Below are 13,024 nucleotides of genomic sequence, written 5' to 3'. Positions count from 1 at the left end.
CCTCACCCCGCCGGTCTGCCGCCCCCGTCCCCTCCGGACGGCAGACCGGCCCCGCGGGTCCTGCAGGGGTGCCCGGTGTGTGCGGGCCGCCCGGCTGTGGCGTACCAGACCAGGGCCGCACAGGTGAAGGCCGTCGCCGCGGAGACCAGTGACCTTATAAGGGTGTCGTTCCGTGCGCCGGAAACGAGGGCGACGGCCAATGCCAGCGTCAGGGTGATGACGGGCAGCGCACGGGGGCTCCGCATGACGCCTGGCGCGGCGGCCGGCGGCAGCAGCCAGGTGGCGAGGCCGTAACAGGCACAGGCCAACAGTGTGGCTCCCAGCACTTCGCTGGGCCGGTGGCCGCCCATGGTCGCGCTGGCGGCGGCGATGCAGGCGAGCCACAGCACACCGGCCGTGGCGACGTAGGGGCGGATGCGGGGGGAAACCACGAGGACGGCGGCGAGGGTCAGCGCGGCGGGGATGGCCGTGTGCCCGCTGGGGAAACCCTGATCAAGGAGATTCTCCGGCGCGCCCACCAGATCGGGGCGGGGCAGGATGGTCGATTTGAGCACCTCCTTGCCTCCGGTCGTGAGAATGACGACCCCGAGCGCCGCGCACCCCTGCCGCCAGCACCGCCGCACCAGGGTGAGGACCACGATGACGGCCAGGCCCACCATCAGGGTGGGCTTGGCGCTCAATTCCATCGGCGGCAGGGGCGTCGAGCCGTAGGCCGCTCCTGACAGGGGGTAGATCCATGCTTCTTCGCCGCCCTGTTTACCGAGATCAAACAAGGCGTTCTCAGCTCGTTGCCCCCACGGGGTGCAGATGGCGAGCAGGTAGACCGTCAGGAACCCCAGGGTGTACAGCAGAGCCGGCATCCACCGCCGTGTCGTACGCGACGGGCTGGGGTCGTCGGGGGCCTCGGGGGCCTGCCTTGAGCCCCCCGGACGGTGCGCGGGCAGGGTCGGAGAATCGTGCTTCGTCATCGCTCTGTTTCTTCCGCTGGGGGGGGGAGTTCGGTCACGCACGTCAAGGGCACGGTGCGGCCCGCCGGGGTCCGCTCCTATTCGGCGAGCGCCTGCCCCTGTCGGCGCTGGGCGGTGACCGCCAGGGCGGGGAGGGGTGCGATCAGCAGGAGGAGGACGACCAGGTCCGGAAGGGACTGCATGAACGCGTCCGGCTGGACGACGATCGCCTGCGTGCGGACGATCGCGACCGCCGCGACGGGGATCAGCCACCGGTAGTCGCCGGTTGCGGCCGTCGCCACCCACGCGCCGAGGAGCGCGGTTGCTTCGATGACGAACAAGCCGCGCTGGAAAGCCGGACTGACGGAGATGATGTGCAGGCCCCCGGCCATGAACATGGCGAGCACGACGGGAGCCAGCCAGCGGTAGGACCGGCGTCGCAGGCAGCTGGGCCGGCAGAGCGCCAGCACGGCGCACGCGGCGCACAGTGTCCCCGAGAGCACCAGGTCACGGGCCGTTATCGGGGCGCCGAGACCGTAGTAGCTCAGGCCCGCCTTGCCCTCGTCGCCGAAGAGGGTGCGGCCGTGGGACGTGGCGCCGGCCCAGATCATGGCTGCCGCGGCCGGCAGCGCGATCCACGGTCTGCCACGCAGCAGAGCGATCAGGCAGCCCAGCGGGAGCAGCCCGTAGGGCAGCAGCCGTACCCGCGTGGGACCTTCGGCCCACGGGTACCAGCCGGAGAAGTGGAAGGCGATGGCGTGCTGTCCGGGGTCGATGCGCAGCGCCCAGTGCCACACGTCCTGGAGGTACGGAACCAGCGCCAGCGCGGCGAGGGCCAGGGCGGCCAGATGGATGCCGTCCAGCCACCACGGCCGGGCCGTGTCGTCGACGACGGCACGGGCGCGGGCCCGCACCCCGGCACGCGCCAAGGCGGCAACTTCCCGCGGCGGGGGCCAGGAGCGGCCGGGATACGCCTCGGCCAGGCAGGTCAGCACCTCCTCTCCCTGCCGGGAACGGTAGGGCTCGGGATAGGCCACAAGCAGTAAACGGTTCATGCCGGGGCCGCTCCGGCATCCCGCGAGCGTCCGATGACGACGGCCGCCGCCTGCTGCATCCGCAGCGCCTCCCGGCCGAGCGCCTCGGAGCCGTCCTCGGTGATCCGGTAGTAGCGCCGCGCCCGCCCGTCCACGATCTCCTCATGGCCGGCGGCCACCAGCCCGGCCCGCTCCAACCGCTCCAGCGCGCCGTAGAGAGTGCCGACAGCGATCCGGAGCCGCCCGTCGGTGGCCTGCTCGGCGGCCTTGATGATGCCGTAACCGTGCAACGGCGCGTCAATGAGCGCAGCAAGGATGAAGTACTGCGGTTCCGTCAAGGACGGGTTCCGTCGTGTCATGCGTCGAGCATATATCGAGCTACGAAATATATCCGCCGTCCTGGGCGATTACCGGCAGCGCCTCCACGCCCGTGGCGAGCGTCGCCCTGGGCAGGGGCGGCCCGCATCTGGCGTTCGCGGGTGACGCGTGGCACGCGTTCATCCGGGGTGTCAGACGCCGGGAGTTCGACCGCTGGACCGCTCGGGCGTGCGGGTCCCCCGGCGGCGCCCGCCGGGGGACCTCGCTTATTCCGTCGGCCCGGTCAGTGCCACCTGCAATGGCCAGACCTCGACCACGCCTTGTGCGACTGCGCATGGGGTCTTCGCCACGAGTTGGGCGGCCTCTTCGATGGTTGCGGCTTCGATGATCCCGAACCCGGCCACCCGGAGGGCCGAGGACATGAAGGAGCCGCTCTCCACGATCATGCCGCCGCCGTCGTGGTTGCGCACCTGTACAGGCGAGCCGGCGATGCCCGCGATGGCCCCGGCCTCAAGCATGCGGGCCTCATGCGCATGTGCCTCGTCCCGTACCGCCGGGTCGGTACGGTCATAGCCGTCTTGGTCGCCATATCCGATGGTCACGAACGTCGCCATGACAGGGCCTTCCTCTCGTCATACGGAGTGCTCACCAGTACCGACCCTCGACCGTGCCCAAACTCATCGCTGCCGCGCTGGTGTACGCGCCGCGTTCCCGGACGGCAGACCGACCCTGCCCAGCAGGGTGACGAACGCCGCGGCCGCGCCCGAGAGGCGGACCCGGGAGAACGCCGTCAGCTCGCGGTGCCAGGGTGGGTCCAGGGGCAGGGTCGCGCAGGCATGGCGGGCCGCGACGTGGGCGGGGGTGATGAGGACCCCGACCCCGGCAGCGGCCATGGAGACCGCCGTCGAGCTGTGTTCGGTGTCCACGGCGGTGCGGGGCGTGAAACCGGCGCGTTCGCAGGCCAGGTCCAGGAAGCGGCGGCCGTCGACCACCGGTTCCAGCGCGCAGCGCACCCAGTCCCGGTCGGCCAGGTCCGTGAGGCGTACGGTCTCACGGGAGGCCAGGGGGTCGTCCTGGGCCACGACGACCATCACCTCTTCCTCGCCCAGGGACACCACGGGCCCTTGCCACCCCTTCGGCCGGTGGCCGACGGCGAGGTCCGCCACGCCGTGGTCCATGGCGTCGCGCAGTTCCTCGCCGGTGGCGTACTCGTGCAGCACCAAGCGCATGCCCGGGCGTTCGCGCCGCCACCGGGCGAAGAGGGCGGGCAGCACGCCGACGGCGAGGGCGTGCAGGGTCGCGAGGTGCAGTTCGCCGCCCTCCGCGTCGGCGGCGGCGTGTGCGGCGCGCCAGGCCCGTCCGGCGCTGCGCACCGCCAGTTCGGCGTGCGGCAGGAAGGCGCGGCCCATGGGGGTGAGCCGTACGCCGCGCGGCAGCCGCTCCAGCAGCAGGCCACCCGCCTCCCGTTCCAGGGCCTTGATCTGGTGGGAAAGTGCGGACTGGGTGACGCCCAGCAGATCGGCGGCGCGGGTGAAGGAAGCCTCCTCGACGACGGTCACCAGGTATTCCATCTGACGCAGGCTCATACGCCCCCCTGGGCATGAAGGTTGTTCATGGACCTGAGAGAGACAATGCCTTGGACTCATGGTGGGCTCAAGGCGGAGCCTGACGGCATGCATGAGCATGAGACGGACATCATCGTCATCGGAGGCGGCACCGGCGGCTACAGCACCGCGCTGCGCGCCGCCGCACTGGGCCTCCGGGTCGTCCTCGCCGAGCGGGACCTGATCGGCGGGACCTGTCTGCACCGCGGCTGCATCCCCAGCAAGGCGATGCTGCACGCGGCCGAGCTGGTGGACGGGATCGCGGAGGCGCGTGAGCGCTGGGGGGTGAAGGCGACCCTGGACGCGGTGGACTGGCCCGCGCTGACCGCGACCCGCGACGACATCGTGGCCCGTAACCACCGCGGGGTGGAGGGCCATCTCGCCCACGCGGGCGTCGAGGTGGTCCGGGGCAGCGCCGCCCTCACCGGCCCGCGTACGGTGCGGATCACGCCGGGCGGGGGGCCGTACGGGGAGTGGACCGCGCGCCGGGGCGTCGTCGTGGCCACCGGCTCCCGGCCCCGTACGCTGCCGGGCCTCGCGCCGGACGGGCGGCGGGTCGTCACCAGCGACGACGCGCTGTTCGCGCCCGGCCTCCCGGCCTCCGTCCTGGTGCTGGGCGGGGGCGCGATCGGCGTCGAGTACGCCTCGCTGCACCGCTCCATGGGCGCGCGGGTGGTCCTCGTCGAGGCGGCGGACCGGCTGCTGCCGCTGGAGGACGCCGATGTCAGCCGTCATCTGACGCGCGGGCTGAAGAAGCGCGGCGTGGAGGTGCTGACCGGGGCGCGCCTGGAGGGGGCCGAGCCGTACGAGGACTGGGTGCGGGCCACCGTCCGCCCTCAGCGGGGCGAGGTGCGCGAGCTGGACGTGGAGCGGCTGCTGGTCGCCGTCGGCCGCGCGCCCGTGACGGACGGGCTGGGCCTGGCCGCCGCCGGACTCACCACCGACGCGCGCGGGTTCCTCGCGCCCGCCGACTGGTCACGGCTGGAGACGGCGGTGCCGGGCATCCACGCCGTGGGGGACGTACTGCCCCCGCCGTCCCTCGGGCTGGCCCACGCGTCGTTCGCGGAGGGGCTGTTGGCGGCCGAGACACTGGCGGGCGGCTCGCCCCGGCCGGTGGACTACGACGCGGTGCCGCGCGTCACCTACTCGAGCCCGCAGACGGCCTCGGTGGGGCTCTCGGAGGCCGAGGCGCGGGACCGTACGGGCGGCGAGGCCGTCGCCAACACCATGCCGCTGACCGCCGTCGCCAAGGGCATGGTGCACGGGCAGGGCGGCATGGTGAAGGTGGTCGCCGAGAGGCCGGGCGGCCGCGTCCTCGGCGTCCACCTGGTGGGCCCGCATGTGTCGGAGATGATCGCCGAGAGCCAGCTCGTCGTCGGCTGGGACGCCGAACCGGCCGATGTGGCCCAGCACATCCATCCGCACCCCACCCTCTCCGAGGCGGTCGGCGAGGCGTATCTGACGCTCGCCGGGCGGGGGTTGCATCAGCAGTGACCGCGGAACACAAAAAGGCGTGGACGGGGGCCCGTCGGCGCCCCTAGAGTGCGCGTCAACGCCCGTGAGACGAGGAAGGAGGCGCCGAGCCATGAACACGTTCACCATTCCGCGCTCCCGCCCCCTCTCCCCCGGGCGTACCCCCGTCTGATCAGGTGATCCGACCGGGAGCGCGAGCATCCCGGAAGGAACCCCATGACCGGACTGGTCATCCGCGCGCTCACCGAGAGCGACGCGCGTCTGTTTCACGCACTGCCCGACCCCGCGCTCGTCGGCCGGGGCCGCTTCGGCCACACCTACGCCACCGTCGGCCAGGGCGGCGAGTACCGCCCCGAGTGGACCTGGGTGGCGCTGCGCGGGGAGCGGGTCGTGGCCCGCGCCGCGTGGTGGGCCGGGCCGGACGACACCGCGCCCATCGCCCTGGACTGGTTCGACTTCGCCGAGGGCGAGGCCGAGGCCGCCGCGGAGCTGCTGCGCACCGCTCCCCTACGCGCCGAGTACAGCCTGCTGGCGCCGCCCGGCTGGCGCGACCGGCCGGACGAGAGCGCGGCGGTACGGGCCCGGATCGACGCGGCCGTGGCGGGCGGGCTCACCCCCCTGGTCGAGCGCTATCGCTACGAGTGGACGCCCGCCGCCGGGCTGCCCGGGCGGCCGGGGCGGCTGGAGTTCCGTCCGGAACCCGACGACGCGGTGATCGCCGACGTACTGCGCCACGTCCACCAGGGCACGCTGGACGCACACGACCGCAAGACCATCGCCGAGCGCGGCGTCGAGGCGGCGATCGCCGAGAATCTGCGGCTGTTCCACTGGTTTCCGTCGCCCCGCGCGTGGTGGCGGCTGGCGTGGACGCCGGGCGGGGAGGTCGTCGGCATCCAGGTGCCCGCGCGCAATCCGGCCGGGCCGTGCGTCGGCTTCATCGGAGTCGTCGCCGGTCAGCGCGGCCACGGCTACGCGTACGACCTGCTCGTGGAGTGCACCCACGACCTGGTGGAACGGGGCGCGACGAGGATCGCCGCCGCGACCGACCAGGGCAACTGGCCGATGGCCGCGCACTTCGCGAAGGCGGGCTACCCCGCCACCCAGGAGCGCATCGATCTCGTCTGACACCTCGTCTGTCCGGTGCGGCCCTGCTGCGCGCCCGGTGCCGCATCCCACAGCATGGTTCCGAACCCGTCCGCAGGACGATGTGAGGAGATGTCAGTGCTGTTCGAGGTGTGGGCGCCGCATGCCGAACGGGTCGGGCTCCATGTGGAAGGCCGTACGCGTCCCATGGAGCGCGATCCCGCCCGCGACGGCTGGTGGCGGGCCGAGGCCGACGCGGAGCACGGGACGCGCTACGGCTTCGCGCTCGACGGCGGCCCCGCGCTGCCCGACCCGCGCTCCCGGCGCCAGCCGGACGGCCCGGAGGGGCTGAGCGCGGTCGTGGACCACTCCCGCCTCCCCGGGGACGGGGAGCGGGAGTGGTTCGGGCGGCCGCTGCCGGGCGCGGTGCTGTACGAGCTGCACATCGGGACGTTCACCCCGGAGGGCACCTTCGACGCGGCCGCCGCGCGGCTTCCGCATCTGGCCGGGCTGGGCGTCACCCACGTGGAGCTGATGCCGGTGTGCCCGTTCCCCGGGACCCACGGCTGGGGGTACGACGGGGTCGCGCCGTGGGCCGTGCACGAGCCGTACGGCGGCCCCGAGGGGCTGGCCCGGTTCGTGGCCGCCGCCCACCGGCACGGCCTCGGCGTCGTCCTGGACGTGGTGCACAACCACCTGGGGCCGTCCGGCAACCGGCTGCCCGACTTCGGGCCGTACTTCACCGACACCCACCACACCCCCTGGGGCGCGGCGGTCAACCTGGACACGCCCGGCTCCGACGAGGTCCGCGCGTACTTCATCGGCAGCGCGCTCGCCTGGCTGCGCGACTACCGGCTGGACGGGCTGCGGCTGGACGCCGTGCACGCGCTGCACGACACCCGGGCCCGGCACTTCCTGGCCGAGCTGTCCGCCGCCGTGGACGCGCTGGCGGCACAGGTCGGCCGACCGCTGTTCCTGATCGGCGAGTCGGATCTGAACGACCCGCGCACCACCACTCCGCGCGAGGCGGGTGGCCACGGGCTGCACGCCCAGTGGAACGACGACTTCCATCACGCCCTGCACACGTTCCTGACCGGCGAACGGCAGGGCTACTACGCCGACTTCGCCGCCGAGGGACCCGCGGCCCTGGCCAAGACACTCCGCCAGGGGTTCTTCCACGACGGCGGCTATTCGGCCTTCCGGGGCCGCCGCCACGGCGGCCCGCTGAACCCGCTCACCACCCCGCCGCACCGGCTCCTCGGCTACGCCCAGACCCACGACCAGATCGGCAACCGGGCGACCGGCGACCGGCTGCCGTCCCGGCTCTCCCCCGGGCTGCTGGCCTGCGCGGCGGCGCTCGTGCTGTGCGCGCCGTTCACCCCGATGCTCTTCATGGGCGAGGAGTGGGGCGCGGGGACGCCCTGGCAGTACTTCACCGATCACCAGGACCCGGAGCTGGCCGAGGCGGTACGGCGCGGCCGCCGCCGCGAGTTCGCCGCCCACGGCTGGGCGGAGGCGGACATCCCCGACCCGCAGGACCCGGCGACCCGGCTGCGGTCCTGCCTGGACTGGACCGAGCCGGACCGGGAGCCGCACCGCGCGCTGCTGGACTGGCACCGGCGGCTGATCGCGCTGCGCCGCGCGGAACCCGCCCTGACGGCCCCCGACTGGTCCCGCACGGCGATCGCGACCGGTCCGGACGGCTGCTTCGGCTTCCGGCGCGGCCCGCTGCGTATCGTCGTCAACCCGCACGACCGCCCGGCGGACGCCCGGCTGGACCCGCGTCCCGCCGGGGGCACGGGGGCCGCCGGGGCCGTCACCGAGGTGGTCGCGGCCTGGCGGCCGGTCGAGCCGCCGGGCCCGGACGGCACGCTGCGGCTGCCGCCGGAGACGGCCGCGGTGTTGCGGGTCAGCGGTGGTGCGGGTCAGCCCTCCTGAGGGGCGAGCCGCAGCGAGATGGAGTTGATGCAGTACCGCTGGTCGGTCGGGGTCGGATAGCCCTCGCCCGCGAAGACATGGCCCAGGTGGGAGCCGCAGCGTGAGCACCGCACCTCGGTGCGGACCATACCGAGCGTGCGGTCCTCGATCAGCTCGACCGCGGACGAGTCCGCCGGGTCGTAGAAGGACGGCCAGCCGCAGTGGCTCTCGAACTTCGTCTCGGAGCGGAACAGCTCCGCGCCGCACGCCCGGCAGGAATAGACGCCGGTCGTCTTGGTGTCGGTGTATTCACCGGTGAAGGGGCGCTCGGTGCCCGCCTCGCGCAGGACCTGGTACTCCTGCGGAGTCAGCTCCGCGCGCCACTGCTCCTCCGGCTTGTCGATCTCGTACGCCATGGACGGACCCTCCTCAGCTCTCCCGGTTCGCCGGGCTCCTCAGGGCGCTCCGGGCTCGCCGCGTCTGCAGACGGGCGAGGATCTCCGGACCGAGGTCGGTGACATCGCCCGCGCCCATGGTGAGAACAAGGTCACCGGGCTTGGCCATTCCGGCGATCAGGCCGGGGATCGCGGACCGGTCGTGCTCGGCGGTCACGTCCGCGCCGTGGCGGCTCGCGGCGTCGATCACCAGGGCGCTGGTGATGCCGGGGACCGGGTCCTCGCGGGCCGGGTAGATGTCGAGGACGACGGAGGCGTCGGCCAGCGCCAGGGCTTCGCCCATCTCGGCGCCCAGCTCCTGCGTACGGCTGAACAGGTGCGGCTGGAAGACCACCAGGACCCGGCCCTCCCCGGCGCCGCCGCGGATCGCCTCCAGGTCGGCGGCGATCTCGGTGGGGTGGTGCGCGTACGAGTCGATGACCTGCACCCCGGCCGCGGTGCCCTTGAGCTGGAGGCGCCGCTTGACGCCGGTGTACGAGGCGATCGCGGGGGCGAGGTCGCGGGCGGGCACGTCCAGGGCGGCGCCCGCGGCGAGCGCGGCGACGGCGTTGTTCGCGTAGTGGCGGCCGGGCACGGAGACGGTGAAGGTGATCTCACCGTCACCGTCACCGCCGAGGCCCTTCGCGAACTGGACGGTGACCTCGCTGGTCAGCCCGTGCGGGACGACCTCCAGGACCCGGACGTCCGCGTCGGCTGCCTCGCCGTAGGTGAGCACCCGCAGACCGTCTTGGCCCGCGACCTTGGCGGTCAGCTCGCGGGCGCCCTCGTGGTCGGCGGAGATCACGAGCGTGCCGCCGGGCCGCACCCGCTCCACGAAGGTCCGGAACGAGTCGTAGATCTCGTCCATGGAGGCGTAGTTGGCGTGGTGGTCCAGCTCCACGTTGAGGATGATCGCGACCTCGGGCGCGTACTTGTGGAAGCTGCGGTCGCTCTCGTCGGCCTCCGCGACGAAGATCTCGCCGCCGCCGTGCTCGGCGCTGGAGCCCGGCACGTCCAGGTCGCCGCCGATCACGTACGACGGGTCGAGGCCGAGGGTGCGCAGCGAGACGGCGAGCATCGAGGTCGTGGTCGTCTTGCCGTGCGTACCGGCGACGGCGATCGGGCGGTGGCCGTCCATCAGGGCGGCCAGCGCGTCCGAGCGGTGCACGACGGGGATGCCGCGCTCGCGCGCCGCGACCAGTTCGGCGTTGTCGGCGCGGATGGCGCTGGAGATGACGACGCTGGTGGCGTCGGGCGCGAGGTTCCCGGCGGCGTGCCCGATGTGCACGGTCGCGCCCAGCTCGCGCAGCGCGGCCACGATCGGGGAGTCCTTGGAGTCACTGCCCGCGACCCGCGCGCCGCGCTGGACGAGAACCTTCGCGACGCCGGACATACCGGCGCCGCCGATGCCGATGAAATGCGGACGGTCCAGCGCGTCGGGGGCAATGCCGGCCGGTGCCATGTACGGGTCTCCCCTGGTTGAGCGGTCTTCTCGGTTCTGACGGCCCGATTCTCGCACCCCGCCGCGCCCCTCCCCCACGGTGTTCAGCCGCCCGCGGGTGCCCGTCCCTCGCCGACCTCGTCGTCCGTGTGCGAGAAGAGCTTCAGCACCGGGACGCCGACCTTGTGGCGCGCCCGCGAGGCCCAGTCACGGTGGAAGAACTCCTCCACGAAGTGCGGCGCGGTGAGGACGATCACCTCGTCGGCGGCGGTCTCCTCCACCACCCCGCGCAGAACGTCCAGCGGGCGCCGCTGCACGACATGGCCGCGGGCCTCGCTGCCCGCCGCGCGCAGGGCCGCCACCGAATGGCTCAGGGCACGCTCGGCGGGCTCCAGCGCCTCGCGGCCCTCCGGCTCCTCGCCTTCCTGGGTGGCCTGTTCCAGCTCGCCGAGCGCGATGTCGTCGATGGCGCGGAGCAGCCGGTCCTTGCTGCCCCGGGGCTGCATCAGCACGACGAAGGAGACCGGGTCATCGCCGTGCAGGGTGGTGACGAACTCGACGTCGGCAGCGGTCAGCGGCTTTTCGATCATCAAAATGCTCGTGAACACGACGTGCGCCCTTCTCGTTCTTCAAGCCGTCAACGAAGCGGTGGGTAGGAAGCGGGTCCGAATGAAGTGGTAGGAATGTGGCCCGTTTAACGCAAAACTATGGGTAAATCCGACGGTAGCGGGTGAAAAGGAAACCGGCGTCCTCCAGCACGGAAGCGAGAGCGAACCGCTCCGGTTCCACGGCCAGGGGGCCGTTCGCGATCCGTGCCGCGTCGCCCGCGACCATCAGCGGGGCCACCGCGAGGCACAGCTCGTCCAGTACTCCGGTGGTCGCGAACTGCGCCAGCAGCCGGGGGCCGCCCTCGGTCAGCAGCCGGGTGTATCCCAGCTCGGCGAGGGCCGCCGGGACCGCCGCCACGTCGACCCGCCCCGAGGGCCCGGACCCCGCGCGCACCACCCGGGCCCCGGCGGCCTTCGCCGCCTCGACCCGCTCCTCCGCGGCCCGCGCGCCGGTGATCACCACGGTCGGCACCAGCGGCTCGGTGAACAGCGGAGCCGAGAAGTCCAGCTCCAGGCTGGCGCTGACCACGGCTATCGCGGGCGCCGGGGGCTGGCCGAGCGCCGCCCGGCGCTCGGCGAACGCCTCCCGGGCGCGGGCGGGCCGGTAGCCCTCCTGGCGCACGGTCTCGGCGCCGACCACCACCGCGTCGGCGAGCCCGCGCAGCACCCCGAAGATCCGCATGTCGGTCTCGGACGACAGCGGCTGCGACCGGCCGTCGTGGTGGGCCGCGCCGTCCAGCGAGGACACCATGTTGGCCCGCAGATACGCCCCCGTGGCGCTCTGCGGCCGGTCCGGGTAGGCATACGCGTCGGCCAGTTCGTGGAGCCCCCACTCGCGGTCGGGGGCGGCGGGCGGAACGGACGGTTCGGTGGGCAAGGGGAACAGGCGTCGCATGGCCGCAGTGTGACATGGCTCCCTCCGGACGGTCCTCTCGGGAAAAGCGACTACCCTGGACACCCGTGTCTGCACCAATCACCACATCCGGCTCGGCAGGCTCGATAGCCGCCGAAGCCCCCATCGCCCTCACGGCCCGCGCGCCGCAGGTGCCCGCCGAGCGCCTGGTGGCCGAGATGGTGCCGCCGCCCCGGTTCGCCACGGTGAGCTTCGACAACTACATCCCGGACCGTAATCAGCCCAGCCAGGCCGAGGCCGTCACGGTGCTGCGCGGCTTCGCCGAGCAGCTGGGCGGCGGAGCGGGGGCGGGCAAGGACAAGGGCGGCCGCAGAAGCTGGTTCCGCCGGGCGGCCAAGCCCGCCGCCCCCAGTGGCCCGCGCGGGGTGTACCTCGACGGCGGCTACGGCGTCGGCAAGACCCATCTGCTGGCCTCCCTGTGGCACGCGGCCCCGGCCCCGTCCGAGAAGAAGGCGTTCGGCACCTTCGTCGAGCTGACGAACCTGGTCGGCGCGCTCGGCTTCCAGCAGACCGTGAAGACCCTGAGCGATCACCGGCTGCTGTGCATCGACGAATTCGAGCTGGACGACCCGGGTGACACCGTCCTCGTGTCGTCCCTGCTGGGCAAGCTGGTCGAGGCGGGCGTGGCGCTCGCCGCGACGTCCAACACCCTCCCCGGCAAGCTCGGCGAGGGCCGGTTCGCGGCCGCCGACTTCCTGCGCGAGATCCAGGGGCTGTCCGCCCACTTCCAGCCGGTGCGCATCGACGGCGAGGACTACCGCCACCGCGGGCTGCCCGAGGCCCCCGCTCCGCACTCCGACGAGGTGGTCACCCGCGCGGCCAAGCGCACCCCCGGCGCCTCCCTGGACGCCTTCCCCGACCTGCTGGAGCACCTGTCCCAGGTGCACCCGAGCCGGTACGGCGCGATGTCCGACGGCGTCCAGGCCGTGTGCCTGACCGGGGTCGGGCCCGTGCCCGACCAGTCGACCGCGCTGCGGCTCGTGGTGCTGGCGGACCGGCTCTACGACCGCGAGGTGCCGGTGCTGGCCTCCGGGGCGCCGTTCGACCGGCTGTTCAGCGAGGAGATGCTGAACGGCGGCTACCGGAAGAAGTACTTCCGGGCGATATCCCGGCTCACCGCGCTCGCCCGCGACGCGAGGGAGCTGGCCGCGGCGTAGGTGGTGGGCGCGGGTAGTCGGGGGCCGGGCGCACCGTAGTTGGGGGGCCGGGCGCGGCGTAGTCGGGGTGCCGGGCGCACCGTCCGCGCACGCCG

Annotated in this window: 13 protein-coding genes; 4 read left to right on the top strand and 9 right to left on the bottom strand. The window is 73.2% G+C overall.

All coding sequences use genetic code 11. From position 1 onward, the window contains the following. Nucleotides 1–2 precede the first annotated feature (2 nt). The 5 genes from ACZ6CL_RS18535 to ACZ6CL_RS18515 form a co-directional block, all read right to left on the bottom strand. Complete coding sequence (locus tag ACZ6CL_RS18535; RefSeq protein ID WP_468937182.1) at nt 3–968, bottom strand: phosphatase PAP2 family protein; 966 nt, start codon at nt 966–968, stop codon at nt 3–5. Between the two features lie 77 nt (nt 969–1,045). Further along, nucleotides 1,046–2,002, bottom strand: a complete 957-nt coding sequence (locus ACZ6CL_RS18530; RefSeq protein WP_468937181.1) for a hypothetical protein — start codon at nt 2,000–2,002, stop codon at nt 1,046–1,048. Next, nucleotides 1,999–2,340: a PadR family transcriptional regulator gene (locus ACZ6CL_RS18525; RefSeq protein ID WP_468937180.1), complete on the bottom strand. Its 342-nt coding sequence runs from the start codon at nt 2,338–2,340 to the stop codon at nt 1,999–2,001. Before ACZ6CL_RS18525 ends, ACZ6CL_RS18530 begins: the two co-directional genes overlap by 4 nt. A 225-nt stretch (nt 2,341–2,565) precedes the next feature. Beyond that, nucleotides 2,566–2,913 (bottom strand): YciI family protein, encoded by a 348-nt coding sequence (locus ACZ6CL_RS18520; RefSeq protein WP_468937179.1) that lies wholly within the window; start codon nt 2,911–2,913, stop codon nt 2,566–2,568. Between the two features lie 63 nt (nt 2,914–2,976). Next, nucleotides 2,977–3,885, bottom strand: a complete 909-nt coding sequence (locus ACZ6CL_RS18515) for a LysR family transcriptional regulator (protein ID WP_468937178.1) — start codon at nt 3,883–3,885, stop codon at nt 2,977–2,979. 87 nt (nt 3,886–3,972) lie between these two features. Between ACZ6CL_RS18515 and lpdA the strand changes: the two genes are divergently transcribed. From lpdA to treZ, 3 genes are all read left to right on the top strand, one after another. Beyond that, entirely contained in the window at nt 3,973–5,397 is a 1,425-nt protein-coding gene (lpdA, locus tag ACZ6CL_RS18510) for a dihydrolipoyl dehydrogenase (protein ID WP_468937177.1), read from the top strand. Nucleotides 5,398–5,592: 195 nt separating this feature from the next. Beyond that, on the top strand, nt 5,593–6,501 hold the full coding sequence (locus ACZ6CL_RS18505; RefSeq protein WP_468937176.1) for a GNAT family N-acetyltransferase: 909 nt from the start codon (nt 5,593–5,595) through the stop codon (nt 6,499–6,501). A gap of 90 nt (nt 6,502–6,591) precedes the next feature. Beyond that, nucleotides 6,592–8,397, top strand: a complete 1,806-nt coding sequence (treZ, locus tag ACZ6CL_RS18500; RefSeq protein WP_468937175.1) for a malto-oligosyltrehalose trehalohydrolase — start codon at nt 6,592–6,594, stop codon at nt 8,395–8,397. Here treZ and msrB read toward each other — a convergent pair. The 4 genes from msrB to ACZ6CL_RS18480 all read right to left on the bottom strand — a co-directional run bounded on the left by msrB (nt 8,385) and on the right by ACZ6CL_RS18480 (nt 11,754). After that, nucleotides 8,385–8,792 carry a peptide-methionine (R)-S-oxide reductase MsrB gene (msrB, locus tag ACZ6CL_RS18495; protein WP_468937174.1) on the bottom strand — a complete coding sequence of 136 codons (408 nt, stop codon included), beginning with the start codon at nt 8,790–8,792 and terminating at the stop codon, nt 8,385–8,387. The genes treZ and msrB overlap by 13 nt on opposite strands. Before the next feature lie 13 nt (nt 8,793–8,805). Then, nucleotides 8,806–10,272 (bottom strand): UDP-N-acetylmuramate--L-alanine ligase, encoded by a 1,467-nt coding sequence (gene murC, locus ACZ6CL_RS18490; protein ID WP_468937173.1) that lies wholly within the window; start codon nt 10,270–10,272, stop codon nt 8,806–8,808. 83 nt (nt 10,273–10,355) lie between these two features. Continuing rightward, nucleotides 10,356–10,841: an indole-3-glycerol phosphate synthase gene (locus ACZ6CL_RS18485; RefSeq protein ID WP_468937384.1), complete on the bottom strand. Its 486-nt coding sequence runs from the start codon at nt 10,839–10,841 to the stop codon at nt 10,356–10,358. A 115-nt stretch (nt 10,842–10,956) separates the two neighbouring features. Continuing rightward, on the bottom strand, nt 10,957–11,754 hold the full coding sequence (locus ACZ6CL_RS18480) for a pyrimidine reductase family protein (protein WP_468937172.1): 798 nt from the start codon (nt 11,752–11,754) through the stop codon (nt 10,957–10,959). A gap of 14 nt (nt 11,755–11,768) precedes the next feature. Here ACZ6CL_RS18480 and zapE point away from each other — a divergent pair, with 14 nt between their 5' ends. Beyond that, nucleotides 11,769–12,929 carry a cell division protein ZapE gene (gene zapE, locus ACZ6CL_RS18475; protein ID WP_468937171.1) on the top strand — a complete coding sequence of 387 codons (1,161 nt, stop codon included), beginning with the start codon at nt 11,769–11,771 and terminating at the stop codon, nt 12,927–12,929. Nucleotides 12,930–13,024 lie beyond the last annotated feature (95 nt).

It is taken from the genome of Streptomyces sp. NPDC041200 (assembly GCF_055591805.1).
The sequence above is the reverse complement of the archived record's forward strand: the minus strand, read 5'-3'. Positions and strand labels throughout refer to the sequence as shown.